We start from the raw sequence: 26,812 nt of genomic DNA, 5'->3' as shown, positions 1-26,812 counted from the left end.
GGGGTGTGGAAGCGTAGTAATGCGTTGAGCTAACCCGTACTAATTGCCCGTGAGGCTTAACCATACAACACCGAAGGTGTTTAGAGCTTAAGGCCAAGGCACAAGTTCGAGCTTTTACCAAAGAATGGCTCATGTAGAGTGGTTCATTACGCACAATCAGCGGGTTTATATTGTTTAACAGTTTTTGCCTGGCGGCCATAGCGAAGTGGAACCACCTGATCCATTCCGAACTCAGTAGTGAAACGCTTCAGCGCCGATGGTAGTGTGGGGCTTCCCCATGTGAGAGTAGGACACCGCCAGGCTTCAAATACGACGAGACCCCGAGCTAGCGCTCGGGGTTTTTTCGTTTACAGACCCAAAAGCGTGATTCGTTATTCGTCCGCTACGCTGTTCGTCCGTTCGGCTTCGCCTCTCTGTTCGGTTACGAACAGTGCGTAGCACGGACGAACAGTGAACGCACGAACAGCGTAGCGCACAAACAACGCCTTTCGTCTCTGCCTTCCACTAATATCTAATATCCAATAGCTAATATCGCTCTAGCTCTTATTTCTCGATTGTGTAGAAGATATCGCCACCTTGCGCCTCACTACTTGCCGTCGTTTCAATAATCAATTTATCTGAAAGCAAATAACGAACTAAAAACGTATTCGTATCCTCAAAAAGGCCGACGCCATACTTCACATAAAGTTTAGGCGAAAGATATTTACCGATGTAGAACGAGGTATCATTTGGGTTCATGGTTGAATCAATACCAAACTCATCGAAGCCAAATGTATCCTGTAGCGACTCTCCAAGCAGATCAGTACCTTTAGAGCCAAGTAGAATCAGAGCCTGTAATTGAAGGTTTTCATTGCCGGCTGTTGTTGTACCCGAACCGCGTCCTAGAATTAAATAGGAAAGAACTTCGCTATCAGGCATTGCAGGTGTTGAGTAAAGTCTAAAATCAGGCTCTTGTAAGGTACCACTTACTTGTGCACCGACTCGTACATCTTCCGTAGCGGTAATGTTTTCAGATGCCCGTTCCACTCGTAAGTTTAATCCTGGATTATCAATTGGCCCGCCGCTGTATATAAGTGAACCACGTTCGATTTCTAAGCGCTGACCATAAATTTCATAGTAACCGTCTTTGACTGAAATATTGCCAGTTGCTGTTAATGCACGGGTTGGCGCTTCGGTAAGACGCAGACTGCCGGCAAGTTCACCTTCAAAACCAAAACCTGAAACTTTAATATCATCGCCAAGGGTAACGCGTACGTCAGCATAAACCGGGTATAGTGAAGAACCGTTGCTGCGAACAGGTTCGCCATTATTATATATTTCAACATCATTGGATGCGGTAACACCAGTTTCAGCAAGTTCAGGCTGGTCAATATGAGCAAGCGGGACTCTCAGCTCGCCAGTAACGTCTATCCGTTTATTAAGTAATGTAATTTTTAAATCTGGGCTGATATCGACCGTCGCCGTTGGTACCTGAATTGCTCTAAACTGCTCGCCTTTGATAGTTAGCTCGAGTTCTGGTTTGAGCGGTTGCAATAAGCCGGCTATGCTAATCCAACCTTGTCCTGATTGGGCCTGTCCGTCTAGCGTTATGCCATCATCAACGTTAGGCGCATCAAAGGCCGCAATTTTGACATCGGTGAGTAATAGTCCGCTTTGAGCAAAACCAATTTCTTGTGCTGCTAGCTCTACCGAACCCGATATTTCAGGCGCTGCCGTTGTACCTTCAATATTGATTTGTGCCAATGCATGGGCTTGCTCGTAACGAAGGTCGGGGAGCACCCACTGCATAACGGTGAGATCACGTAACTCCATAAGCACCTCGCCGTCGAGCTTAGCTTCCTTATCGACGCTATCTATAGCTAAGTCGCCAATGATCAAACCCTTGTCTTCCTCTAACTCTGCCGTGATAGAGGTGTTAATCGTTTCTAGATTACCTTGCCATTCGACCTGCCAATACTTGAATCTGGTCGAAACTTCTTCGTCTAAAGCAAATAAAATCGTACGCTCGCTGCGTAGTTCGCCGGTCAACTCAATAAGTGACCAAGTACTCGTGTCGTAATTAATCGTTGTACTTAAATTAGCAAGGCCCCAGATTCGCTCAGCCACATCAGATTCACGAAAGCGATTGAGCAATGAGAGAGGAAGGTTTCGCCCCTTAATTTGAGTGGTTTGGAGAGATTCGTTGGCTTGTGTATCAAGACATAGTTCGGCTGGTGTGCGTCTCGAGTTTGCAATTAAACACAAACCCTCAACTGATGACGCTAACGGTTGCGCCATAGGTGTCGAAATTTTGGCGGAATCCACATTAGCCCAGTTACCAAAATCTGGATGATTTAACGCAAATTGTTCAACGCTAATGTTCAATCTATCTGACAAACTTCCATAAATAGTCCCAACCAGATTAGCATCGCCCACCACATAGTCACTAGCGTATAAGTTAGATAAATCTGGAAGCTTCACTTCAACACGTAGAGGCTTAGTATCGGTCATAGCGCCGTTCAATGAGAGATGGTTGTCGCCAAACTCAATTGCGAAGTTATCTGCACTAATCTTATCGTTACTGTAGGTGAGGCCACCTTGTGCCAAGATTTCTAAATTTGTGATGAAGTTAACTTGTTTTGCGAGTTCTTCTGGCAATTGATTCGGCTCGGCTCGTAATGCGTTAATCTGCGCTTGAATTGTAAATTCCGGAGACCAAATAATAGTTGATGCGAAATCAGCCTGTAAAAAACGGGAATCAATTGATGCCTGCGCTAGATTGATATGAGTTGTACTCCCTTCACCCGTAATATCCATTGTCGCCGAAGTATTTTCTGCATAGGTTGCGGCGATTGTGAGGTTGTGCTGAAACGAATCGAGATTCCCCTCAATATTACCGGCAATACTATCAATGGCGAGCTCGATGCCCAAAACTTCAGCGGGTAGTACAATAGTCGAGGCAGACAGCAATCCGCGCACACGAACCTGCTCTGGTGTGTCATTAAAGGACAAATAATTGCTCAGCAATCCATCAAATTTTAATGCTCCATTTTTCTTACCAATCTGAGCTATATCCAAAGTTTGAATTGCGGCCTGTTGGTTATCTACGGTGGCGACAAGCGTTATTCTGGAATCGGCTAACCACTCATTCCAGGGAGACTCAGCGGGCACTAATAATGGTAATAGCGGTTGTGTTGGTAGATTCGTAATGGCGACGTCGGCTAACCAATATGGTTCTCTTTGCAGTAAACCTTTGAGTTGAACGTTAATACGATGCATTTCAGGACTCGCTGCAATACCAAACTCACTAACAGCACTAAGTTGGCTTAAGTCCCCTTGTAATATTGTCGTTCCCGTTATGGCATCAATCGCCAACTTTTCAAGAGGACTATTTACTTGCCAGCTCACATCCAAATTAATCGGGTAGTCATTTGCTGTGGTGATGTTGCCAGACATTGTGCTTGTGACTTGCTGGTATTCGACTTCAAGTCGTTTAATGGCAACCGTTGAGTCGTGCCATTCGAATCGACCGCGAACATCTGGTAATTTTTGCTTGGCACTATCGACAACGACATGATTTGTGATGGCGCTTAGATTTTCAATAACCAATTCAAAAGGCAGTTGAAGTTGTGGAAGCTTTATATTTTCAGATGCTTCTGCGGTTGGCGTCGTCGATAAGGTCTCGAACTCGAATGATTCACTTTTAATCTGCTTAAATACAAGTCGTTTATCAAGCAGATCGGTTGGTTGCCAAGCTATGGATAAATATTTTGCGCTGGCTTGCCAGTTCGTTTGCGCAACGCGCAAATTTTTTAAAGTCAGTTCGCTAACTAAATTACCTTCGAGTTGTTCGAATGTCAGCTCAATACCCGCGTATTCAGATGTCCGTTCAATTAAGAACTGGGAGCCAGTAGATGTCATGATAAGCGCGAGCAAGATACTCGGCACCAACACAAATAAACAAATAATTGTCCACGCGAGATACTTTATAAACTTCATAGATCTGGCCCCAGAGTGAGGTGGAGGCGCCAAGGTTTGCTTGGTTCGTCTAGCGCCATGGCCAAATCTAACCGCACTGGGCCAATCGGTGACACCCAGCGAAAGCCAAAGCCAACTGTTTGCTTGAGTCGCTCATCCCAATTCATCATGCTGTTACCGATATCTGTGAAAAGCGCAACGCGCCAATTGGGTTTGAAAGCATAATCGATTTCAACAGAGCTGGCGGTCATATACTTGCCGCCAACCACCACGCCTTCACTATTTTCTGGCCCTAACTGTTGGTACGCGTAACCGCGAACACTATGATCACCGCCGGCGAAAAAACGCAAAGTCGGACCAAGCACTTCAAAGTCATCGGCACGTAATGCACCAACTTCACTTCTTAACAAAATACGCCACTGATCATTCAGGCGATGAATCCACTTGGCGCCAACCTTTATCGATGCAAAGGTGGTATCAGAGAGAGCGCCATCATGGCCACCTTGCAACATGATCGATAACCGGTACCCATCATCAATAATGTTACGATTTTCAGGTAAGTTTGAGCTTTCAATCAAACTCCATTCAACCGATGGAATTAAGAAATTAGAGGTTTCTGTCGGCTCCTCACCAAATGCGAAATCTTCTCGCTGGTAGGCTAGCTGGTAGGTGCGGTGCCAACGGTCGTAGTGACGTAAATCCTTAAACGATGTTTTATAAAGGGTTGACCGTTGCTCCTCAAATGATCTGTCGGTTATTTCCCCATTAAAGCTGTAGGAGTCACGAGCAGGATTGTTACCTGGAATAATGTAGCTTACGAAGCCTGTGTTCTGTACTTCAGAGAGTCGAATGACACTGCTGAGTCGATGCCCGCGATCATTTACCCAGCGCCGGTCGAAGCCCAGAGTGATACGGGCGCCGGTGTCAGTTCCGTAACCCAAGCCCACTTGATAACGGTCACGCTCATTGGGTGACAGTGTCACATCAATTGGAACACGATTTTCCGTGGTGTTTTGCCAAAGTGGCGCTACCTCGACGCGATTAAAGTAATCACTTCCTGCCAGATCAACCTGTAAATCCAGTAGTGCGCGGGTGGTAAATGGTTCACCGGGTTGATATTGAATGAAACGCTCCAATAAGCTGTTATTGAGAAATGCGCAACAAAAGCTTGTTTCACCGAACAGATAACGTTCACCAGAGTCGAACACTAATTCAACGTTAGCGACTTGTGTCGATGTCTCAACTTTAACGGATTGTTTAAGGAAAGCAGCGTCATAATAGCCGCGTTCAGCCGCAAGGTTTCGTAACGTTGCTTTGAATCGTTCATATGCTTGGTGATTGAAAACTTGACCTGAAACGGGGCGTAGTGAACGGATTACTTTTTGAAAAGCTTCGTCATTCTTTGCACCACCAGTTAGTTCAAAGTTAACCTGATCGTAAGTTGTTACCGGGCCCACGTCGACTTGATATCGAATCGTCCAAAGCTCATCGGTTTCAATGATTTCACTGGTCACTGTCACGTTATAAAAGCCAAAAGGCTCTAACGCCGAGCGAATTTCTTGTTCACCTTGTCGGGCTAAATAGCGTACGCGAAAAATTGACGGAACAGTTTCACCTTCGAGCGCGGTGATTCTGAGGTAGATGCGTGAATTAGCTAATAATTCGCCTTTTACGCCGTCTATCTCTATTGCCAACTTGGCATCAGGTGGTTGCCACGAAGTCTGACCAACAGCCGGTAGACTCATGATGACTAGAATTAAAAACAGCAGTCCTTGCAACCAGCGCACACTCATAAATTCGAAATACCTTTCAGTAAGTGTAGAGAAAAATTAAGTATAACACCGCGTTTTGCTATAAGTGGTGAAAAATCCCGCAATTGATAAAGGCGAGCGCATAAATCGCTTGCCAGTGTGAGTTTGGGCAGTATAATTCAGACCTTGATTGCAGGGGTGTAGTTCCAATTGGTAGAACAGCGGTCTCCAAAACCGACGGTTGGGGGTTCGAATCCCTCCACCCCTGCCATTTCCATTTCTTTTCAAAGCTTCCTAAAAGAAGGCGTTTGGGCTAGGCTAAGCGCATGACTAACCAAAACTTCAATACATCACAAAAAAATGCGCTTGCAGCATTGGGTTTACCTTTGTGGCAGCGACGTCAATCGCCGTCTACTAATGAAACTGTGACGAGTGTCGCGTATTGCTATCGTTTAGGCCAATGGCTGTTGCAGCTATCAGAACGATTGCCAGTCAAGCATCCGCAATGGCTTGTCGATTTATCCTTAACGCTAGGTCAACCATCGTCAGCGCTTGCCGAAATTCCTCAATCGAATCAGCAACAATGGGATCCTGCATTTACGCTTAATCTCGGCGTTGTGACCAACGTTGACGCAGCAACCAAAGCGAGGATTTGGCAGCAGATTCAGAATCATCTGTCATGAAGCCGATATCCATTTCTGAGTTATTTACTTGGGATCCTCAACTGATTGAGATTGAAAAAAGCGCCAATCAATTACCTTGGTCTGTCGAAAATTTGCGTTCATGTTTTGCTGAGGGTTACCAAAACTTTGTAGCGTATGATGAAGTAAATCATGAATTACTAGGTTTTATTCTGATACATCAACCCATCGCAGACGAGTGGACCATCATGAATGTGGTGGTTGCCGCCCAGTCACAACGACAGGGAGTAGGTCAGCAACTTGTGCAACATGTTTGTCATTTGGCACAACTTAACAACGCAGATTTATTTCTTGAAGTGCGTGCGTCGAATCAGCCGGCTATTGCGCTCTATGAAAAGTTGGGATTTAACACGCTCGGTAAACGAAAGGGATATTACCCGACCGCCTCAGGTGACCGAGAAGATGCGATTATTATGAAAAAGTCGCAAATCAAAACTGGCTAATCGATAAAGGTTGGACAGAATTTACGACGCAACAATTGCATGAATTGCATCGTATCTGGGTCGTTAATTGAGTAAAAAATCGTTTGCGCTTGCTTGCGGAACTTAACAAGGCCTTGCTCACGCAATACTGCTAAATGCTGAGAGAATGCCGATGGACTTAGCGGAAAATGCTTATTTAGCTCACCAACGCTTTTCTCACCGCCAGCAAGGTGACATAAAATTTGAAGGCGATGTTCATTCGCAATTGAACGTAAAAAAGCGGCAGCATCTTGTGCTTCGCCAGTTTGCATTTCAGCATCCATCAGCATGCTCATAGCTATCTCTCTATAATTTTTGCAGCGCAAGCTCGCGCTCAGTTTTTAGTTTAAATACTTTTTTCAAAAATATACTTGCAGGGCAAAATCCAGTATATGATTGCTGGAATAAATTAGCACCAACAAACACCGTTAACCAGACCCAATTGGGATGAACCCAAACAGTTAAGGCGACAGATAATAACACCATAAAGCCAGCAAAGGCAGTTAAAGCTTTTTCAACACTCATGAGAATCCCCTAATTTAGAAGTTACTAAACTAATATAGCTTTAAAAGTAAAATTCGCAAAGTGATCGTGATCATTAATTTAGTAAAACCTAAATTATCTCTCCCTTTTGGTGTACTTGGATTCCCAATCATATCGGGGTAAGCTTTACTGCCATACACAACAGTCATATTTTATGAGTATTGAACCATCAGAGCTTAATCCCATAAAGGCGCTAGCCAAAGCGGCTGCAAACCAGGCATATGCCCCGTATAGCCAGTTTAAAGTTGGCGCTGTGTTGCTGACTAAAAGCGGCGAAATCATCAGTGGATGTAATGTCGAAAATGTCTCATACGGGCTCTCTAATTGCGCTGAGCGCACCGCGATTTTTACTGCAATTGCGCAAGGTGTCGATCCGCAAAGCATTTCCAAAGTCGTCATTTATACACCGAGCGATCAAGTATACTCACCTTGCGGAGCCTGTCGGCAGGTATTAGCTGAGTTTTTAGCTCCCGATACTGACATCATTTCTACTTGTGAAACTGGTTTCGAAAGTTGGACGGTCGCATCGTTATTACCCCATGCCTTCCATTTCGACATTAACGAATATAGAAACAAATCATGATGATTAAACAAGCCGCCCTGCGCGCAATTCAATTAATGGATCTGACATCATTGAATAACAATGATTCGCCCGAGACGATTTCCGCTTTATGTGAAGCTGCCAATACCAAATACGGGACCCCTGCTGCCATTTGTGTGTTTCCTGAAATGGTAGTTTGGAGCAAGTTAGAGCTTGGGCGCTTAGGCTTAGGAGCAGTGAAAGTTGCGACTGTGACGAATTTCCCTGAGGGCAGCATCAATATTCAACGAGCTGAGGCCGAAACGGCAAGAGCCGTTGCAGCTGGTGCGGATGAAATAGATGTCGTGTTTCCATACCGCGCATTAATTGAGGGCGACGTTAGAGTGGGTCTGCAATTAGTCAAAGCGTGCAAGGTAGCATGTGCTGATAAGGCGTTGCTCAAAGTCATTATTGAAAGTGGTGAACTGCAAACGCCAGAGCTGATTCGTCAAGCTAGTGATATAGCTATTGCCGGCGGAGCCGACTTCATCAAGACATCTACCGGCAAAGTATCAGTAAATGCAACGTTAGAAGCGACAAGAATTATGTTGGAAGCAATTAAAGCAAGCGGTGCTAAGTGCGGGTTTAAAGCAGCTGGTGGCGTTCGCACAGCAGAAGATGCGTTGCAGTATATAGAGCTTGCGGAGTCCATGATGGGTGCTGATTGGGTTCATGCAGAAAACTTTCGTTTCGGGGCTAGCAGTCTGCTCGGTAACTTGCTCAATACCCTTAACGACGCTGACGTAGTAGAAAAGGACGACTATTAATGTATTTACCGCAAGAAATCATTCGTATAAAGCGCGATGGTGGGATTTTATCGGAGGAACAAATTCGTTTCTTTGTAAATGGATTAACGACTGGTGCAATTTCTGAAAGCCAAATTTCAGCCTTAGCGATGGCTATTTTCTTTCAAGGCATGAATGCTGACGAACGCGTAGCATTGACCTTGGCTATGCGCGATTCAGGAACAGTTTTAGACTGGCAATCAATGTCGCTTGACGGACCGGTATTGGATAAACACTCGACCGGTGGCGTGGGTGATGTGGTCAGCTTGATGCTCGGTCCGATTGTTGCTGCCTGTGGTGGATATGTGCCAATGATTTCAGGGCGAGGCCTTGGTCATACAGGTGGTACATTGGATAAAATGGATTCAATACCTGGTTATCAAACGGTACCGTCGTTGGATGAATTTCGTCGCGTGGTAAAATCAACCGGTGTCGCCATTATCGGGCAAACGGGAGACTTAGCGCCTGCGGATAAGCGCTTTTATGCAACGCGAGATATTACTGCGACAGTTGAGTCAGTTCCGCTCATTACAGCTTCGATTTTGTCGAAAAAACTAGCTGCCGGTCTCGAAGGTTTAGTGCTCGACGTTAAAGTTGGTAATGGCGCGGTCATGCAAGATATTGAGAAAGCGACCGAGCTTGCCAATAGTTTAGTTACGGTAGCGAATGGCGCTGGCTTACCAACGTCTGCTATTTTGACTGACATGAACGAAGTACTGGCGAAATCAGCAGGGAATGCCATCGAGGTGATTGAAGCGATTCGCTATTTAACGGGTGATTATCGCGCGCCACGGTTGCATGAAGTCACAGTTGCCCTTTGTACCGAAATGTTGGTTTTAGGTGGTCTTGCGGAAACAGAAAAAGTTGCGCGCGAAAAGGTTCTCGGAGCTCTCGAGAGTGGTGCTGCAGCTGAGGTTTTTGCAAAAATGATCAAAGAACTCGGTGGTCCTAGCGACTTACTCACGAATTATTCAACGCATTTACCGTTGGCTCCAGTGGCGAAACCAGTCTTCGCACTGCAATCTGGTATCGTCACGCATATTGATACGCGCGCCGTTGGTATGGCTGTTGTCGCGCTTGGCGGTGGGCGTCAACGGAGCTCCGATAAACTCGATTTTGGTGTTGGTTTGGATGCGATTGTTGGTCTAGGTGACTCGGTTGACTCGCAATCTCCGCTCGCCATGGTGTATGCGCGCGATGAAGCTGCGTGGGAAACTGCTGCCGACCGATTGCAGCGCGCATTTACGGTTGGCCAACAGGTATCGACCAGTAATCCAATAATTCATCAATATATTCGTCCCTGAGCAACTCAATAGAGGGTGAGAAGATGTCTCGAGCCATTATCGTTGTACTTGATTCTTTCGGCATCGGTGCCGCTGCAGATGCCGATAAGTTTGGTGATGATGGCGCAGATACCTTCGGCCATATTGCCGCCGAAGCCGCTGCTGGAAGAGCAAATGACGGTCGTTCAGGCCCGTTAAAAATCCCTAACCTCCTGCGTTTGGGATTGGCCGAAGCCTATTACGGAGCAACTGGCGAACAGCCAGCAGGGCTTGAGCCGGCGCAAGAGATTATTGGACGATTTGGCTGGGCGCAAGAGCTTTCATCTGGCAAAGATACGCCGTCAGGGCACTGGGAAATGGCCGGTGTACCGGTGTTATTTGATTGGGGTTACTTCCTTGAACCGCAGGATTCATTTCCGCAAGAATTGCTAGATCAGATTGTCGCTGAAACCCAAATACCCGGCCACCTCGGTAACTGTCATGCTTCGGGCACGCAAATTATTGCTGAGCTCGGTGAAGAGCACATGCGTACCGGTAAACCGATTTTTTATACGTCCGCTGACTCGGTATTTCAAATTGCCTGTCATGAGCAAAGCTTTGGGTTAGAAAGGTTGTATGCGCTGTGTGAGTGTGTACGGCGACTCCTCGAGCCGTATAACGTTGGGCGGGTGATTGCGCGTCCATTTGTGGGTGATAATAGTGCAACCTTTAAACGCACAGGCAATCGTCGCGACTACGCTGTACCACCACCCGAACCAACTGTACTCGATAAGCTTGTCGCACAGGGCGGCGAGGTGATTAGTATTGGTAAAATTGCGGATATTTTTGCGCATCAAGGCATAACCCAAAAATATAAAGCGACAGGTATTCCAGATCTTGTTGCGACAACTATTGAGCAAATGCACAAGGCGCTATCACAGACTATAATTTTTACCAATTTAGTTGATTTTGATAGTGATTACGGGCATCGACGGGATGTCAGCGGTTACGCCGGCGCACTGGAACAATTTGATATGTTGTTACCTGGTATTCTTGCCGCCATGCAACCTGACGATATACTTATTTTGACAGCGGATCATGGCTGCGACCCAACTTGGCCTGGTACTGATCATACGCGTGAATATGTCCCCGTTCTTGCTGTGGGGGAAGGCATAGAGCCGGGTTCGATGGGGCGCCGTGAGAGCTTTGCTGATATCGGTCAAACCGTTGCGTCGTGGTTAGGCTTACCATCGACATCTTTTGGTCAATCCTTTATTGATGAGCGGTAACATAAACTATGACAACACCTCACATAAATGCCCCAGCAGATACCTTTGCTGAACTCTGTTTATTACCTGGTGATCCACTTCGTGCGAAATTTATCGCTGAAAGGTTTTTAGATAATGCGCAGTGTGTCACTGATGTACGGAACATGCTTGGGTATACAGGTACCTATAAAGGGCAACCGGTATCTGTTATGGGCACCGGAATGGGTATTCCATCGTGCTCCATTTATGCCACCGAACTGATTCGTCATTATGGGGTTTCTAAACTCGTTCGCCTCGGTAGTTGCGGTGCCGTATTACCTCATATTAATTTGCACGACATTATCTTAGCGCAAGGAGCCTGCACGGATTCTGGCGTGAATCGTCAACGCTTTAACAATTTTGACTTTGCGGCAATAGCAGATTTTCAACTGCTTCGAAAAGTTGCAGAGCACGCTGAGCGAAGCGCAGTAAATGTGCGTGTAGGTAATGTTTTCTCTGCCGATTTATTTTATCAGTCAGACCCCGCATTACGCTCCCGCCTTGCCCAAATGGGAATTTTGGGCGTGGAAATGGAGGCCGCTGGTTTATATGGCGTGGCTGCAGAACATGGAGTATCAGCATTGACGGTTCTCACTGTGTCAGACCACATCGAGCGTGGTGAAGCCATGAGCTCGCAAGAACGTCAACTCGGATTTTCTGCGATGGTTGAGCTGACCCTAGATGCCCTTATTTAATTGTTAAAAATTCATCTATTCCATAAGTATATCTAATCAATACTTCTCTTTCATACTAACAGTAATAGAGGGTTTAACCTAAAAGTGGTAGCCCTCGTTTACTCCTTCATTTCACTCGTAAAAGCCCGGTATTTCGCTAACCTATAGTCATCTGATAAAGACTTCGAACAAGGGGCATTACGATGACTAACGTTAATAAATTTAAATCAGGCATTTTCGCTGCGGTTTCCATTTTCGCGCTGTTTTCTGCTGGAGCACAAGCCGACGCCGGTGAGGCTGTTTACAAGAAAAATTGTATGGCATGTCACCAAGCGAATGGTCAAGGCATGGCTGCCGTATTTCCACCTCTAGTAGGCAACTCCAATATTGCTGATAAACCAGCCTACATTGCAGAAACCATCGTCAAAGGTAAATCCGGTAAGGTCACTGTGAATGGTGCTGAGTTCAACGGCATGATGCCGCCTATGGCGTACTTAAGTGATGCCGATATCGCTGCCGTAGTGAGCTATGTGAACAAACATTTTGCTGGCGGAAGCAAAGAGATTTCAGCGACTGAAGTAAAAGCGGTTCGTTAAGAATTAAGTTTAAATACATTGGAGAAGTATGATGAAAACCTTCATTAAAAGTGCAGTAGCAAGTGCCTTACTCGTTTCATTTGCTGGCCTACCAGTAATCGCCGAAGCAAACGTACCGTTAAAACACGATAGCGAATATGTTATCGATGGCAAAATCTATGGTATGCCAAAAGCAAAAATTTATCGTGATGATTACAACGGCCCTGCGGTGGTTGGTGACTATATCACTATGGTTCCGAACCTTGCCAAGCTTGACTACAAAGGTAACAAAGAACACGAAGTTCGTATGGACGTGTTTTCACAGAAAGTTGAGGTAGCACCGGGTGTTAGTTATAACGCATGGACTTTCGGTGGTAGCGTCCCAGGTCCGGTTCTACACGTTCGTGAAGGTGATCGCGTTGTCTTCAAAATGAAGAACCGTTCAACTGAAGAAGTTGTGATTACTAAGCCATTCAAAGGTGCTGCACCATATTTTGACCAAATTGCTACTAACCAATTACAGAAGCATCAACCGGTTGTTGCGCCAATGCCTCACTCTATGGATTTCCATAGCGGTACTGTTGCAGCGAATGATAAGTGGGCGACTATTGCCCCAGGCGAGACTATCGAGTTTGAATGGATTGCGAACTATGCCGGTACTTATATGTATCACTGCGGTACTTCAAGCGTATTGATGCACACTGCAATGGGTCAATATGGTGCTGTCGTTGTATCGCCAAAAGAAGGCTATCCAACTGACAAAGAAGTTGACCAAGAGTACGTGATTGTTCAATCAGAAATGTACTTAGAGCAAATGGGTGAAGACTATATCTACAACCATTCAGCGGCTCTAGCACGTGACCCGAGTCACGTTGTCTTCAACGGTCACGTGTCTGCACTTAGCGAAAACCCATTGAAATCCAATGCCGGTGACCGCGTACGCATACATTTCTTAAACGCAGGCCCATCAGGTACTTCAAGCTTCCACGTTATCGGTGCAATTTTCGATAAGGTTTGGGCTGAAGGTGACCCTCGTAACACTTGGTATGGCATGCAGACTGTTTTGCTGGGTGCGAGTAGCAGTGCAACAGTTGAATTCATCGTGCCAGAAGAGGGCGTTTACAAAATAGTCGACCATGAATTTGCTGATGCAGAGCGTGGTGCCGCCGGCGCGTTATACGCTGGCCCTCGCAAGAAATAAGTCAACAGGAGTTGATTATGTATAAGTGGCTGAGTGTTTTGAGTATGGTGGTGGCTGCGCAAGCAGCCGCCGAGCCGGTCATCATTCCCGCTGGTGAGTATAAACCTGCGGTACTACTTGATGAGACCGTCGAGGTTGTGGTGATGCCAGCATTTAAGCTAGACGCGGCACCAGTCACTTATGCGCAGTATTTGGAATTTGTGTTGGAAAACTCGAAATGGCGTCGCGATAACATTGCCGCTATTTTTCATGACGGCAATTATTTGAAGAGCTGGTCAGTAGCTGATCAAGTGCCTGCTGGCTATGAGTCTAAGCCAGTCACAGAAGTGTCTTGGTTTGCAGCTCGCGCTTATTGTGATGCGCAAGGTGGAAGATTACCAACACTCGATGAATGGGAATATGCATCCAATTACTATCTTCAGCAACACGGTTTGAGTGATAAAGCGTACGCACAAATGTTGTTTGCGCGACACAGCAACCCAACTGCTTACAGTAAGCAGGAAGTCGATACAACTATTGGACAACTGGATTACATGCACAACCGCGTGAATGAATGGGTTGAAGATTATCAATTGTTGCTAACCAATGGCGACAATAATGATTTGCTTGCTGGATCTTGTGGCGATAGCGCGAGATTTATGGCTGATTTTGGTGATGCGAGCTACGCGACTTTCTTTCGTTATCAGTCTCGTAGCAATTATCGCCCACAAAGCACAACTAGCACTTTAGGCTTTCGTTGTGCTTACGATTTGGAGAAATGAGAATGAAAAATTTAATGTTAGCTTTATCGGTCGTACTGTTCAGCTCTGGTGTCGCCATAGCACAAGATCACAGCCAACATAATCATCATGATCATATGAATCACACAACGTTCAAGGCTGAGCCAGTAAATAAAGAACACTCGATTTATCATTTAGATGGGGAGTGGCAAGCCCATACTGGTGAATCATTGACGCTTGCGAACTTCCAAGGGCAGCCGATTGTTATTTCAATGATTTATGGTAGCTGTACCACTGCATGCCCAGTGTTAGTTAATGATGCGCGTCGTATCTTTGAAGCACTACCAGACGCGTACAAAGGTGAAGTGAAATTGGTCATGGTAAGTTTTGACCAAGACCGCGACACCCCAGCCGCGTTGGCTGAATATGCAGCAAAATACAATTTGGGTGACGACGTTTGGACATTCCTTCATGGCGATGACAATAACATTCGAGCTTTAGCAACATTGCTTGGCGTGCGCTACCGTAAGCGTGCTGACGGCGACTTTGATCATAGTAACCTAGTCACTGTGCTTGATGTCCATGGTCGTGTCGTTGAGCGTGTTGAGGGTTTGAATCGGCCAGTTGAAGAGGCCGTAAACGCATTAGTGAAGATTATCGACGAGAATCATTTATTGCACCGCTAAAGCGGCAAGCTGTCTTATTGAGTTAATCGTACAAAAGTGCCGCGAATTCGGTTAGAATTCGCGGCACTTTCGTATTTATTGTCTTTAAATTGACTTATCCATTAGGAAAAAGAGTTCAGCATGTCAGATCTGGCCAAAGCTATCGCCAAAGAAGTCGCCAAGCGGCGTACGTTCGCTATCATCTCGCACCCTGATGCGGGTAAAACGACCATTACTGAAAAAGTATTGTTACACGGTCAAAAGCTACAAAAAGCCGGAACTGTAAAGGGCAAGAAATCGGGTCAGCATGCGAAATCTGATTGGATGGAAATGGAAAAAGAACGGGGTATCTCGGTGACTACCTCGGTCATGCAGTTTCCGTATCGTAATGCTTTGGTTAACTTGCTGGATACGCCAGGACACGAAGATTTCTCGGAAGATACGTACCGTACCTTAACCGCAGTAGACTCTTGCCTTATGGTGATTGATGGTGCAAAGGGTGTTGAGGATCGCACCATCAAACTAATGGAAGTAACGCGTCTGCGTGATACCCCGATTATCACTTTCATGAACAAACTCGACCGCGATATTCGCGATCCGTTGGAATTGTTGGATGAAGTTGAGAGCGTTCTCAATATTATGTGTGCACCCATTACATGGCCAATAGGGTCAGGTAAAAATTTTAAAGGTGTTTATCATCTGCTCAATGATGAAGTGATTTTCTATAAAACCGGTCAAGGTCACCGTATTCAAGAGTTAGATGTCATTAAAGGTTTGGATAACCCAGAGTTGGATGCACGCATTGGCGATTACGCAGATGATCTGCGTGTACAAATTGAGCTGGTGAAAGGAGCATCAAATAGCTTTGACCTAGAGATGTTTCTCGCTGGTGAACTAACACCGGTCTACTTCGGTACTGCTTTAGGTAACTTTGGCGTTGACCACATGTTAGATGGTCTTGTTGATTGGGCGCCGACCCCACTTTCTCGTGAAACTGATGATGGCACAGCTATTGCGGCGACGCACCCAGATTTCTCTGGATTCGTATTTAAGATTCAAGCAAACATGGATCCAAAACATCGCGACCGCGTTGCGTTCATGCGTATCGTTTCAGGTAAGTATGAGAAGGGCATGAAAATGCACCAAGTGCGAATTGGTAAAGACGTTCGAATTGCCGACGCGTTAACCTTTTTGGCAGGGGACCGTGAGCAAGTGGAAGAGGCTTATCCGGGGGATATTATCGGCTTGCACAACCACGGTACGATTCAAATCGGTGATACGTTTACCGGTGGCGAACAATTCAAGTTTAGCGGTATCCCGAACTTTGCGCCGGAGTTGTTCCGTCGTATTCGTTTAAAAGATCCGTTGAAACAAAAGCAATTACTTAAAGGCTTGGTGCAGTTGTCTGAGGAAGGTGCGGTGCAGGTATTCCGTCCGCTAAGCAACAATGATTTGATTGTAGGTGCAGTCGGTGTGCTACAGTTTGACGTTGTTGTGCACCGTTTAAAATCTGAATATAACGTCGATGCAGTATACGAGAGCATCAACGTTGCCACAGCGCGCTGGGTGAGCTGTAAAGATGCGAAGAAACTTGATGAGTTTCGCCGTAAAGCAGAATCAAATCTAGCTCTAGATGGCGGTGACAATTTAACGTATATCGCGCCAACTATGGTGAATCTGAGCTTGGCGACCGAGCGTTACCCCGATATCGTATTTAGTCACACTCGGGAGCACTAATAGCAAATCCAAAAGGAGGCGTCGTGAAATTGTTTGATAGTCACTGTCACATTAATTTTGACGCCTTTGATCAGGACCGAAAAGCCGTATTACAACGCGCGGCAAAGCAAGGTGTTAAGCGGCTTTTTGTTCCTGGTGTCGCGCGGCAATTGAGCTCTGATAAACATTGGCGAAACGATTGCGGGTCAATTAAAGTAATTGAAGGATTTGGTTTACACCCATATTTTATTGCACAACACCAAGTATCAGATCTTGAATGGCTGGCGCATCAACTGGAGCAATTTCCGCACACTGTTGTGGGTGAAATTGGCTTGGACGCCGAAGTGAGTGATTACAAAAAGCAATACGAGCTTTTTACTGCCCAAGTTGACCTAGCTGTAGCATTCAACCGCAGCCTCGTATTACATCATCGAAAAACACAGCCTGAGCTGCTAAGAATTCTAAAGCCGCTACGAAGCAAGCTACCTGAGGTTGCTGGCGTGATTCATGCATTTTCGGGCAGTCCCGAGCAAGCAAATGAGTGGACTAAGCTAGGATTTATGTTAGGCGTCGGTGGTGTTATGACGTATTCAAGAGCCAATAAGACACGCCAAGCCATTCAACAAGCAGACATCCAACATTTAGTGATTGAGACGGATGCGCCTGATATGCCATTAAGTGGCTTTCAAGGCCAACGTAACGAACCCGCTCAATGCATCAAAGTATTGGAAGAACTGAGTCACCTTAGAGATGAACCGATCGAGCATCTGGCCAACATTATTTGGCATAATACGTGTCGACTATTTGGTGGAACTATTCAGTTGGATGATTAATTGCGACCCGCTTATAGCGCCAACGATTAAACGTTATCGCCATGAAAATACCTGCTAAAACAGCAAAGCCCAATAAAAATTGACCATAAAAGGTCAAGTACTCGTGAGTTCTAACGGGGGCTTCAAGCAACAATGACTCGTCAACCGTCAGCGTTAAGTAGCCAACCACTTTGCCGTCATCGATGACCTCCTCAACAAGAACTAAAGCTTGTTGGACTTGATCACTTTCGGTTTGTTGAAGCGAAGTAGCGATTGATTGTCCGTAGCGATTTTGAATTTGCGCTGCCGCAATAAACGGTTGTTGTTGTAATTGTGCCACTAATTGCTCGAGGTTATCTGTATCATCAGCCATGATCCAGTGGCGAGCTTCTGTTGCGGCTTGTTCTGCTGTTAAACTCATTAATTGGTGGCTGTGCGTTTGAAACTCCTGCAGACTCGTGGTGTGCATAGCACTCCAAAATTGCTCAATGAGTAAGATCAAAAGTATTGCAAGCCCAAACCGGCGTCCTCGCCGATAGACAAGTTTGAATAGACTGTTAACATGAGCAGGTATTTTTATCATGCGGCAAATATACGTTGAATTGCTTGTGCTTAGCAACCTACTTAACATTTAAGGCGAACCATTCATGCCCGATTTTTCAAAGCCTGGCCTGGTTATTTTTGATATGGATTCGACTCTAATCACTATCGAATGCATAGATGAAATTGCAGCGCTTGCTGGCTGTAAAGACAAAGTTAGCGCAATTACCGAACGAGCGATGCGAGGTGAGTTGGATTTTGCCGAAAGCTTGCGTGCGCGAGTTGCGGCTTTAGCTGGCGTGACAGCACAACAAATGAATGCGATATTTGAGCCTATTCCATTAACCCCAGGTGCTGAAAGACTGATAACTTGGCTGCAACAACATCAGTGGTATGTTGGTTTAGTCTCCGGCGGGTTTACGTGGTTCACCGAAAAAGTGCAACAGCGGTTAGGCTTGAATTTCTGTCACGCAAATACGCTAATATGGAACGCGGAGAAGTTAACCGGCACTGTCGCTGAACCGATTGTGGACGCACAAACGAAAGCTGATTGCTTGGTTCGCTGGGCGGCAGAACTTGGCATAGAGAGTGGACAAACCATTGCCATAGGCGATGGAGCTAATGATATTCCAATGCTAGAAGCTGCCAGTTTCGGTATCGCATTTTGCGCGAAGCCAGCGTTACGAAATGTCGCAACACTGTGTGTTGATGTTCCCGATCTATCTGCAGTTATCGACTATTTTGAGAAGCAAGAGCCGGTCTAAATTATAGATTAAGTACGCAAGGAAAGTTTCAAGCTATGGCAAAAACAAAAACGGCCTACGTCTGCAATGATTGCGGCGCTGACTTTGCTCGATGGTTAGGGCAATGCCCAGAATGTAAAGCGTGGAATACCATCACTGAAGTTCGCCTCGGTAGCGTCAAATCAAGTGGCGCAGAACGTCGTGGTTATGCTGGAGCCACGCGGGCGAAAGTACAAACACTAAACGAAGTGGATTTAGAGGAATTACCTCGCTTTAGTAGTAGCTTTACTGAATTTGACCGAGTTCTTGGCGGAGGCATTGTGCCTGGCTCAGCCATTCTCATTGGGGGGTCACCCGGCGCCGGTAAAAGTACACTACTGCTACAAACAATGTGTCGCTTGGCAGAACAAATGAATGTTTTGTATATAACCGGTGAAGAATCGTTACAGCAGGTTGCTCTGCGTGCTCAGCGGTTGTCATTACCGACCAATAAATTGCGAATGCTGGCTGAAACATCGGTAGAAACCATTTGCGATTTAGCGGATCAGGAACAACCTCGTGTGATGGTTATTGATTCCATTCAGGTGATGCACTTGGCTGATATTCAGTCGGCTCCAGGAAGTGTCTCGCAGGTGCGTGAATGTGCGGCATACCTGACGCGCTATGCCAAGCAAAAGGGTGTTGCAATCATCATGGTTGGCCATGTCACTAAAGATGGCTCGTTAGCGGGGCCAAAAGTATTAGAGCACTGTATTGATTGCTCAATATTGTTGGAGGGTGATGCCGATTCGCGTTTTCGGACTCTTCGAGGTCATAAAAATCGCTTCGGTCCAGCCAATGAACTGGGCGTTTTTGCAATGACCGGGCAAGGTCTCAAAGAGGTGACCAATCCATCGGCAATATTTCTACAGCGCGGCGAACAGCATGGCAGTGGTTCGGTGGTCATCGTGATTTGGGAAGGTACACGTCCGTTGTTGGTTGAACTTCAAGCCTTGGTGGATGTGAGCCAATTGGCCAATCCGAGACGTGTCGCTGTAGGAATGGAAACCACGCGGCTGGCGATGTTATTGGCGGTGTTGCATCGGCATGGTGGTTTACACATGTCCGATCAAGATGTATTCGTAAACGTTGTTGGCGGCGTTCGCGTGATGGAAACTGGAGCCGACCTCGCCTTATTACTTGCGATTGTATCCAGTTTTCGAGAAACCGAGCTGCCGCGTGATCTGATTGTGTTTGGCGAGGTGGGTCTATCTGGTGAAATTCGCCCAGTACCTAACGGTCAAGCTCGACTTCATGAAGCCGCGAAACACGGTTTTACCAAAGCGATTGTCCCAGTCGGCAACAAGCCGAAAGAGAAAATTGAAGGGATGGAAGTTATCGCTGTGAAAAGCTTGCAAGAAGCGCTTGAGGCGACTTAATTGTGAAAAGAAAGCTTGCCCGACTCAAAGTATTTGGCTGCGCAAGCTTGTTTTTGCTCGGCTTAACCACAGGCTCTTCTGCGGTTGCTCAACGTTTGGTATCGCTTAATCCTTGTTTCGATGAATGGGCGCCGCAGTGGTTGCCAGAAACTTGGGAATTTATACCGAGCACCGCGCACGGCAATCGATTAGAGCGCGTGCTTCGCACTAATCCTGATATCGTGCTGTATGGAACCTACACGAATCCACGTTTGGTATCACAATTATCTGCGGCGACGCGAACTGTATTAGTTAAAGAGCCAAATACTTGGGTGCAATGGCAGGAAACACTAACGCACGTTGGGGGCGAGCTCCAACTTGAGCAGTCTTTGCAAAGCTGGAAGCGTCAGCAACAACGCCAATTAGCTCAGTTACCCAAGTTAACTGAGTCTGTTTTGGTCATTATGCCTAATCAATACAGTTGGGGTGGTGGGAGTTTTATTGTAAATATGCTCAGAGCCAATGACATACCAGTACTTGTGGCTGATGAATCACAGCAACTTGTACAGATAAGCTTGGAGCAACTGATTCAATTAAAGCCCCTACGCGTGGTACTGGATGGCTTCTCAAGTGACTATGCGCGAGCAAATGAATGGCTTTGGCATAGTGCCCTAAAGCCATGGTTGACGGCGCGTCGGGTGGTGCAAATTAAACCGACGGTGAGTGGCTGTCCCGCTCAACGTGCTGTTGAGTATATGCAACAAGTAGTCATGCCATGATGATTCGTAGCTTCGTTATTTTGGTCTTCGCGTTAATGCTAACTCTGTGGCATCTCGGTAGTGGTGGTGAGAGCTGGTCATTACTGCCGCGTAATGAGTTAGAGACCTTTATTTTTAACGAGATACGACTGCCGCGTATCATTTTGGCGTTTTGCAACGGCGTTGCGTTGGGTCTAGCTGGAAGTGTATTACAACTATTACTGCGAAATCCGCTTGCCGAGCCGGGCATCACCGGCATTGCTGGCGGTGCTGCGCTTGCTACCGTCGCCACATTGTATCTGGGAGCAGTGGGCCCGGTTTCTTGGTGGTTGCCAGCGGTTGGATTGTTAGGCGGTATAGTTACGCTTGGCTTATTGTGGCTATTATCTGGCCGACAACCGCAGGGTATCCGAATCATTTTAGTTGGCGTTGCGCTTTCCGCTATCTCAGGCGCCCTCATTGCAGTGGTACTTAACTTGGCACCAAATCCGTTTGCATTCCAAGAGTGGGCGCTTTGGCTAATGGGCTCAGTGTCGAATCGCGGTTGGGCTTATGTGTGGTTAATCTTGCCATTGCTCATTGTAAGTCTCGTATTATTAATGACGCAACGTCACTACATTCAAGCCCAAATTTTCGATGAGCCAACCGTGCAAACGCTTGGCTTCAATGAAGCGTGGTCTAAATTTTTATTGTTACTGGTTACTGCGCTGTTAGTTTCGGCATCAGTCGTTACAGCTGGTATTATCGGATTTATCGGATTGGTAGCGCCTCATTTAGTGCGCTTGTTGGGGCTTCGACGGCCAAACCAGCTTATCTATTACAGTGGGGCGGTTGGTGGAATTTTATTGGTTGGAGTTGATGCTCTTGTGCAAACCATTGACACTCGGGTAGAACTTCAACTGGGTGTCGTCATCGCCTTAATAGGCGCACCTTGGCTACTGCTGTTACTTCATCGTTCCGGACGTACCTGATGCTTGAGCTCACCAATCTTTCTTATCCCAAAAGACTAAATAACGTCAATTACTGTGCGTCTGCAGGGCGTTTGGTGGGTGTTATCGGTGCCAATGGTTCCGGTAAATCGACACTCTTGTCGATAATAGCTGGCGCCTTGAAAAAGGCGAATGGCGAAGTGAAATGGCACAGTGACGATCTGCTGCATTGTTCGCCCTCGGAGCAGCGGCAACAACTTGCATATCTTGCGCAAAAAAATGAATTTCGCGAACCGGTTCGGGTGAGTGATTTGCTGCTAACCAGCCAAGTCAATATCAAAGAATCTTCTGCAACTTTATCTGCTTGGCGTGAACGAAGTATTGATGAGTTTCATCTGGGAAACTTGCTGAGCCGAGCAATCACAGAGCTATCCGGTGGTGAGCAACGACGCGTCATGCTTGCCTGTATTTATGCCATGAACCGATCACTTCTTTTAGCCGACGAACCAACGGCGAGTTTAGATCTGCACTATCAGTTGCTAGTTATGGATTGGCTTAAGGCCATGAGTAAAGAGGGGAAGTTAGTGTTAGTTGCATTACATGACCTTGCGCTTGCCGCACAATATTGTGATGAATTGTTACTTTTAAACGAGGGGCAATTAATTGCCAGCGGGGAACCTAATCAGGTGTTAACCGACACTAACCTTGCAGCGGCGTACAAAGTTAGTGTCGATTGGTTATGCAATAGCAACGGCGTCGCAATGCTTGCGCGTCGCCTTTAATGCTCTTGGCGCCACAAATCTGGTAGCTTGGTTGGGTGCTGTTTTGCATCTAACTGACGCTCGTTCAACGCCTTAACCGAGCCCTTATTCGATAAGCTGGTTGCAGTTGGCTGACATTGACCATAAGTCATGTGGTACGCGGCAGCTTGCAACATTGGGTCATTTTCGTCGCCCCAGTCGCCAACCAGAATATCTTCAGCGCTACAATTAGGTGCTAAACCGTCATAATAGCGACCTTCGTCAATCGCATTCACGGTCTCGAAGTTCACGACAAAAGCTCGTTTATCACATAGTAGTTCAGGTATTTGCCCAACAGGTTTACCGCAAGTTGGCTGACCAACAACGATGACATCGACAAACGGGTCTAACGAGTTAATGATGAGTTCTGAGGACGAGCAACTAGCTCCGGTTGTAAGAACATAAACACGATTTAAGTTGAGCTGCTCAATCCCATCGTACAATTGGAATTGCTCAATAAAGTTCGAATCCGAATTATTAGCATTAAATAAGTATTTGGTGAATACCTCACCAATGACTGTATCACCTGCAGCTTGAGTTGATGCTTGGTTGGCATAGCGAGTTAGACCGCCGCCGTTGTAGCGCAAATCAATCACCAACTCATCGACGCCAACGAGTTGATCATACGCACTGTTCAAGTCATCACCGGTGCGGTTAATAAAGCTGTTTAACACGTAATAACCAACTTCTTTGCCATCAATGAGAAAGCGCTCAGTAGCCAATACGGTATTCGTTTCAACGATTTCTTTGGTCAGAACATCTGTAAAACTTACGCCATCAACATCTTGCCAAGTTAATTCGACACTGACACCTGTTTCCGCACCACCCAATGCATCTTGGTAGCGACCCTGCTGAATCAGGGTTTGCACTGATTCGCCGTTGATGTGAGTCAATTCATCTGAACGCTTCATACCGGCAATTTCAGCCGGAGAATTAGCATAGACATAGTTGATAAACACGCGATCGTCGAGAGTTAACCTTGAACTGAAACCAAAGCCGGCGTATTCAGCGTCGACAAAACGACTTTGATATTCATCTTCGGTAAGAATGAAACTATAGCGATCTTCAGGAACGACAAGTGCTTCTAATAAATCATAAATGTTGTTGTAATTACCAGGATTCACATTGGTCGGCATATCCTCGTTCCACAAGTAATTCTCCTGCATGTACGCGTAGAAATTCTCGACCTGTCCGCGTGCACTGCATTGGTCAACAATCGGAGCTATCGTTTCGTCGCTGTCGCTTCCGCAACCAGCCAGTGCCAAGCAACTGATAAGACTCGATAAGACGAGTTTGGCAGATGTTTTCATAAGAATAATCTCTCTGTTGATGATCGACGTATTCATAAGATGACAGATTTTTAACTAAATCTCCAAGATTTGACTAGTGACGGATGATTTTTATTTTGGCACACTGCCTGCCGGCTCTAAGATAAGAGATATCGATATGACTGCAGTAATGATCGACCTTGAAGGCACCGAATTAACTAACGCGGAACGTGAGCTATTGGCTCATCCTGCAGTTGGTGGAGTGATCTTTTTTAGTCGGAATTATGAGAATCAAACACAATTATTAGAACTTGTTCGCCAAACACGTGCTGCGGCTCGCAATCCATTAATCTTGGCGGTCGATCATGAAGGTGGACGAGTCCAGCGCTTTCGTGATGGATTCAGTGCGATTCCAGCAATGGCGCAGATTGGCCGTTATGCCGAATCTGATGCGCAAGCACAGAACTGGGCGCAAGAACTCGGCTGGTTGATGGCTGCAGAAGTACTGGCAATGGATATTGATATCAGCTTTGCGCCGGTGCTTGACGTGAATGGGATTAGTGAAGTGATTGGTGACCGTGCATTTGCCGAAACAAGCGAGAAGCTGATTCCTATCGCGCGAGCGTTTATTCGCGGTTTACATCAGGCGGGCATGAAAGCAACGGGTAAGCATTTCCCAGGTCACGGCTCGGTACGTGCCGACTCTCATATTGAAATACCGGTAGATGAGCGTAGCTGGGAAGAAATTCTAGCCACTGATTTGCCACCATTTATAGAGCTCGCCAGTTGTCTTGATGCGGTGATGCCGGCGCATGTAATTTATCCTGCCGTGGATGATAAGCCGGCAGGTTTTTCGAGCTATTGGCTGCAAGATATTTTGCGCGCGCAGTTACAATTTAACGGTATCATTTTTAGTGATGATCTGGGTATGGCAGGTGCTACTGTGGCTGGTTCCATGAGTGAACGTGCGCATGCAGCGCTCGATGCTGGGTGCGACATGGTATTAGTCTGTAACGATCGAGCTGGCGCAATGGAAGTTATTCAGGCAGTCGAGCCGCGTCTTGAACAGTTGAAAAAGAATGCCGCTCGGTGTTACCAGCAGTTGAGCAAACCAGCGGGCATGACCATGAACGTGTTACAGAATCATCCTCGCTGGCACGGTGCGCAAGCAGTTTTAACTGAAATCGAGAACGCTGCGACCGCTAAACCGAACTAATTTAACTTTCATATGGCAGCGGGTCGGTCACCTGATTCGCTGCAAAGGCTTCTAATCTTTCCACACAAGCCCCGCATTTGCCGCAAGCCTTGTCACGACCGTTATAACAGGTCCAGGTTTGGCTGTAATCGAGGTTCATGCGCAACCCGTCTGCTAAAATTTCCGCTTTGTCGTTGCGCAAATATGGTACCTCAATTCGAATCGGCTCATAGTTGGCAATTAGACTCACAGCATTCATTTTTTCCACAAATTCAGGTCGGCAGTCTGGGTAAATCGCGTGATCACCAGAATGAGCACCGTAGTAAACAGCTTCAGCACCGATACTTACGGCATAGCCGATTGCTAATGAAAGCAAGATCATATTACGATTTGGCACGACCGTTGATTGCATTGACGCTTCAGCATAGTGTCCCTCGGGGATATCAATATCCGAGGTCAATGAGCTACCAGCAAGAAGACTATTAATTGCTGTAATATCGACAACTTTATGAGGAATATCGAGTTGAAGACAAACCGCAGCGGCGGCATCGAGTTCACGCACATGGCGTTGGCCGTAATTGAAACTAAGTGCATAAACTTCGTGTCCTTGCTGTACTGCATGATGCAACACAGTGAATGAATCCATGCCACCTGAATAGATAACGACAACTTTTGCCATGTTACGATCCTAATTTGCCTAAATTTACGCTAAAATTCGCCTCATATTGTAACCCATATTATTTTGCAGATGTTGGAGAATCCTATTAATACGCTCTATCCAATTAATGAAGTGTTCCAAACCATTCAAGGAGAGGGGATTTATACTGGAGTTCCAGCAATTTTTGTCCGATTGCAGGGTTGCCCAGTTGGATGCCCATGGTGCGATACCCAACATACATGGGAGCAACACGCAAAAGATGAGGTCGCTCTTTCTGAGATTACCGAAAAAACAGCGCCAACAGCGCAGTGGGCGAATGCCTCGGCGAACGAGTTAGTTATGCTTCTGAAGCGTAAAGGGTATACCGCAACACACATCGTCATCACGGGCGGTGAACCGGCGATGTATGATTTAACTGAGCTGGGTATAGCACTGGAACAGGCGGGCTTTAAACTGCAAATAGAGACCAGCGGGACGTTTCCATTAAGAGTGACTGATGGTACTTGGGTAACTGTTTCACCTAAATTGGATATGCCAGGTGGATACTTAGTGCGCCCAGATTGTATGAAAAGAGCCGACGAGATCAAGTACCCAGTCGCGATGCAAAAGCACATAGATCAGCTCGACAAGTTGCTAGCAAGTTGTCCGCCGCGAGATGGTGTCAGTATTGGGCTACAACCGATTAGCCAGCGTCCTCGTGCGACGGAATTAGCAATGAAAGTCTGCATTGAGCGAAACTGGCGTCTTTCCGTTCAACTACATAAGTACCTTAATATTGAGTAGGTCATCAACCACTCCTTACATTCTCCTCTAGC

At 46.3% G+C, this 26,812-nt stretch carries 27 protein-coding genes, 1 tRNA gene and 1 rRNA gene; 22 read left to right on the top strand and 7 right to left on the bottom strand.

The features are described 5' to 3' along the window. Nucleotides 1-187 precede the first annotated feature (187 nt). Nucleotides 188-302: ribosomal RNA gene (gene rrf / locus BM292_RS11605) — 5S ribosomal RNA — on the top strand. 241 nt (nt 303-543) lie between these two features. On the opposite strand, the gene BM292_RS11600 is transcribed toward rrf, so the two are convergent. Both BM292_RS11600 and BM292_RS11595 read right to left on the bottom strand, forming a co-directional pair. Then, a complete protein-coding gene (locus BM292_RS11600) occupies nt 544-3,978 on the bottom strand; it encodes a translocation/assembly module TamB domain-containing protein (protein ID WP_092858771.1) in 3,435 nt (1,144 codons plus the stop codon). Next, nucleotides 3,975-5,750, bottom strand: a complete 1,776-nt coding sequence (locus tag BM292_RS11595; RefSeq protein WP_092858769.1) for an autotransporter assembly complex protein TamA — start codon at nt 5,748-5,750, stop codon at nt 3,975-3,977. The genes BM292_RS11600 and BM292_RS11595 overlap by 4 nt, the downstream gene beginning before the upstream one ends. A gap of 152 nt (nt 5,751-5,902) precedes the next feature. On the opposite strand from BM292_RS11595, the gene BM292_RS11590 reads away from it, so the two are divergent. The 3 genes from BM292_RS11590 (at nt 5,903) to rimI (ending at nt 6,852) form a co-directional block, all read left to right on the top strand. Beyond that, nucleotides 5,903-5,979, top strand: a tRNA-Trp gene (locus BM292_RS11590). 55 nt (nt 5,980-6,034) lie between these two features. Further along, a complete protein-coding gene (locus BM292_RS11585) occupies nt 6,035-6,391 on the top strand; it encodes a hypothetical protein (protein WP_092858766.1) in 357 nt (118 codons plus the stop codon). Beyond that, a complete protein-coding gene (gene rimI / locus BM292_RS11580; protein ID WP_177203847.1) occupies nt 6,361-6,852 on the top strand; it encodes a ribosomal protein S18-alanine N-acetyltransferase in 492 nt (163 codons plus the stop codon). The genes BM292_RS11585 and rimI overlap by 31 nt, the downstream gene beginning before the upstream one ends. On the opposite strand, the gene BM292_RS11575 is transcribed toward rimI, so the two are convergent. Together BM292_RS11575 and BM292_RS11570 are read right to left on the bottom strand one after the other, a co-directional pair. Beyond that, the gene (locus tag BM292_RS11575; RefSeq protein WP_092858762.1) at nt 6,849-7,166 is read right to left on the bottom strand and encodes an ArsR/SmtB family transcription factor; all 318 of its coding nucleotides are present in this window, start codon (nt 7,164-7,166) and stop codon (nt 6,849-6,851) included. The genes rimI and BM292_RS11575 overlap by 4 nt on opposite strands. 10 nt (nt 7,167-7,176) lie before the next feature. After that, a complete protein-coding gene (locus BM292_RS11570; RefSeq protein WP_092858760.1) occupies nt 7,177-7,395 on the bottom strand; it encodes a YgaP family membrane protein in 219 nt (72 codons plus the stop codon). Nucleotides 7,396-7,567: 172 nt separating this feature from the next. Between BM292_RS11570 and BM292_RS11565 the strand changes: the two genes are divergently transcribed. From BM292_RS11565 to BM292_RS11515, 11 genes are all read left to right on the top strand, one after another. Beyond that, nucleotides 7,568-7,996 (top strand): cytidine deaminase, encoded by a 429-nt coding sequence (locus BM292_RS11565; RefSeq protein ID WP_092858758.1) that lies wholly within the window; start codon nt 7,568-7,570, stop codon nt 7,994-7,996. Continuing rightward, on the top strand, nt 7,993-8,760 hold the full coding sequence (gene deoC, locus BM292_RS11560; RefSeq protein WP_092858756.1) for a deoxyribose-phosphate aldolase: 768 nt from the start codon (nt 7,993-7,995) through the stop codon (nt 8,758-8,760). The genes BM292_RS11565 and deoC overlap by 4 nt, the downstream gene beginning before the upstream one ends. After that, complete coding sequence (gene deoA, locus BM292_RS11555; protein WP_092858754.1) at nt 8,760-10,082, top strand: thymidine phosphorylase; 1,323 nt, start codon at nt 8,760-8,762, stop codon at nt 10,080-10,082. Before deoC ends, deoA begins: the two co-directional genes overlap by 1 nt. 23 nt (nt 10,083-10,105) lie before the next feature. Next, nucleotides 10,106-11,329, top strand: coding sequence for a phosphopentomutase (locus BM292_RS11550; protein WP_092858752.1), 1,224 nt, complete (start codon nt 10,106-10,108; stop codon nt 11,327-11,329). Nucleotides 11,330-11,337: 8 nt separating this feature from the next. Then, entirely contained in the window at nt 11,338-12,042 is a 705-nt protein-coding gene (gene deoD, locus BM292_RS11545) for a purine-nucleoside phosphorylase (protein WP_092858750.1), read from the top strand. 182 nt (nt 12,043-12,224) lie between these two features. Continuing rightward, the gene (locus BM292_RS11540; RefSeq protein ID WP_092858748.1) at nt 12,225-12,617 is read left to right on the top strand and encodes a c-type cytochrome; all 393 of its coding nucleotides are present in this window, start codon (nt 12,225-12,227) and stop codon (nt 12,615-12,617) included. A 28-nt stretch (nt 12,618-12,645) separates the two neighbouring features. Then, nucleotides 12,646-13,797, top strand: a complete 1,152-nt coding sequence (locus BM292_RS11535) for a multicopper oxidase domain-containing protein (protein ID WP_245751943.1) — start codon at nt 12,646-12,648, stop codon at nt 13,795-13,797. A 17-nt stretch (nt 13,798-13,814) separates the two neighbouring features. After that, nucleotides 13,815-14,558 (top strand): formylglycine-generating enzyme family protein, encoded by a 744-nt coding sequence (locus BM292_RS11530; RefSeq protein WP_092858744.1) that lies wholly within the window; start codon nt 13,815-13,817, stop codon nt 14,556-14,558. Between the two features lie 2 nt (nt 14,559-14,560). Next, entirely contained in the window at nt 14,561-15,202 is a 642-nt protein-coding gene (locus BM292_RS11525; RefSeq protein ID WP_165383929.1) for an SCO family protein, read from the top strand. 120 nt (nt 15,203-15,322) lie between these two features. Beyond that, nucleotides 15,323-16,918, top strand: coding sequence for a peptide chain release factor 3 (gene prfC, locus BM292_RS11520; protein WP_092858740.1), 1,596 nt, complete (start codon nt 15,323-15,325; stop codon nt 16,916-16,918). A gap of 23 nt (nt 16,919-16,941) precedes the next feature. After that, complete coding sequence (locus BM292_RS11515) at nt 16,942-17,730, top strand: TatD family hydrolase (RefSeq protein ID WP_177203846.1); 789 nt, start codon at nt 16,942-16,944, stop codon at nt 17,728-17,730. Here the strand turns inward: BM292_RS11515 and BM292_RS11510 are convergent. After that, complete coding sequence (locus BM292_RS11510) at nt 17,711-18,178, bottom strand: hypothetical protein (protein ID WP_092858736.1); 468 nt, start codon at nt 18,176-18,178, stop codon at nt 17,711-17,713. The two genes, BM292_RS11515 and BM292_RS11510, sit on opposite strands and share 20 nt — an antisense overlap. A gap of 178 nt (nt 18,179-18,356) precedes the next feature. Here BM292_RS11510 and serB point away from each other — a divergent pair, with 178 nt between their 5' ends. Genes serB through BM292_RS11485 form a run of 5 tightly spaced genes read left to right on the top strand, consistent with a single transcriptional unit; the run spans nt 18,357 to nt 22,858 of the window. Continuing rightward, nucleotides 18,357-19,013 (top strand): phosphoserine phosphatase SerB, encoded by a 657-nt coding sequence (gene serB, locus BM292_RS11505; protein WP_092858734.1) that lies wholly within the window; start codon nt 18,357-18,359, stop codon nt 19,011-19,013. Between the two features lie 35 nt (nt 19,014-19,048). Then, on the top strand, nt 19,049-20,410 hold the full coding sequence (radA, locus tag BM292_RS11500) for a DNA repair protein RadA (protein ID WP_092858732.1): 1,362 nt from the start codon (nt 19,049-19,051) through the stop codon (nt 20,408-20,410). 2 nt (nt 20,411-20,412) lie between these two features. Further along, a complete protein-coding gene (locus BM292_RS11495; protein ID WP_092858730.1) occupies nt 20,413-21,168 on the top strand; it encodes a substrate-binding domain-containing protein in 756 nt (251 codons plus the stop codon). Then, nucleotides 21,165-22,118, top strand: coding sequence for a FecCD family ABC transporter permease (locus tag BM292_RS11490; RefSeq protein ID WP_092858728.1), 954 nt, complete (start codon nt 21,165-21,167; stop codon nt 22,116-22,118). The genes BM292_RS11495 and BM292_RS11490 overlap by 4 nt, the downstream gene beginning before the upstream one ends. Next, nucleotides 22,118-22,858, top strand: coding sequence for an ABC transporter ATP-binding protein (locus BM292_RS11485; protein WP_092858726.1), 741 nt, complete (start codon nt 22,118-22,120; stop codon nt 22,856-22,858). The genes BM292_RS11490 and BM292_RS11485 overlap by 1 nt, the downstream gene beginning before the upstream one ends. Here BM292_RS11485 and BM292_RS11480 read toward each other — a convergent pair. Further along, complete coding sequence (locus BM292_RS11480; protein WP_177203845.1) at nt 22,855-24,186, bottom strand: S41 family peptidase; 1,332 nt, start codon at nt 24,184-24,186, stop codon at nt 22,855-22,857. The genes BM292_RS11485 and BM292_RS11480 overlap by 4 nt on opposite strands. 130 nt (nt 24,187-24,316) lie before the next feature. Between BM292_RS11480 and nagZ the strand changes: the two genes are divergently transcribed. Beyond that, nucleotides 24,317-25,360, top strand: coding sequence for a beta-N-acetylhexosaminidase (gene nagZ / locus BM292_RS11475; RefSeq protein WP_425439086.1), 1,044 nt, complete (start codon nt 24,317-24,319; stop codon nt 25,358-25,360). A 1-nt stretch (nt 25,361) separates the two neighbouring features. On the opposite strand, the gene queC is transcribed toward nagZ, so the two are convergent. Then, nucleotides 25,362-26,018, bottom strand: coding sequence for a 7-cyano-7-deazaguanine synthase QueC (gene queC / locus BM292_RS11470; RefSeq protein ID WP_092858720.1), 657 nt, complete (start codon nt 26,016-26,018; stop codon nt 25,362-25,364). A 69-nt stretch (nt 26,019-26,087) separates the two neighbouring features. On the opposite strand from queC, the gene queE reads away from it, so the two are divergent. Next, nucleotides 26,088-26,780: a 7-carboxy-7-deazaguanine synthase QueE gene (gene queE / locus BM292_RS11465; protein ID WP_092858718.1), complete on the top strand. Its 693-nt coding sequence runs from the start codon at nt 26,088-26,090 to the stop codon at nt 26,778-26,780. Nucleotides 26,781-26,812 lie beyond the last annotated feature (32 nt).

This window comes from Pseudidiomarina tainanensis, from assembly GCF_900115255.1.
In the GTDB taxonomy this organism is placed as follows: domain Bacteria; phylum Pseudomonadota; class Gammaproteobacteria; order Enterobacterales; family Alteromonadaceae; genus Pseudidiomarina; species Pseudidiomarina tainanensis.
The sequence above is the reverse complement of the archived record's forward strand: the minus strand, read 5'-3'. Positions and strand labels throughout refer to the sequence as shown.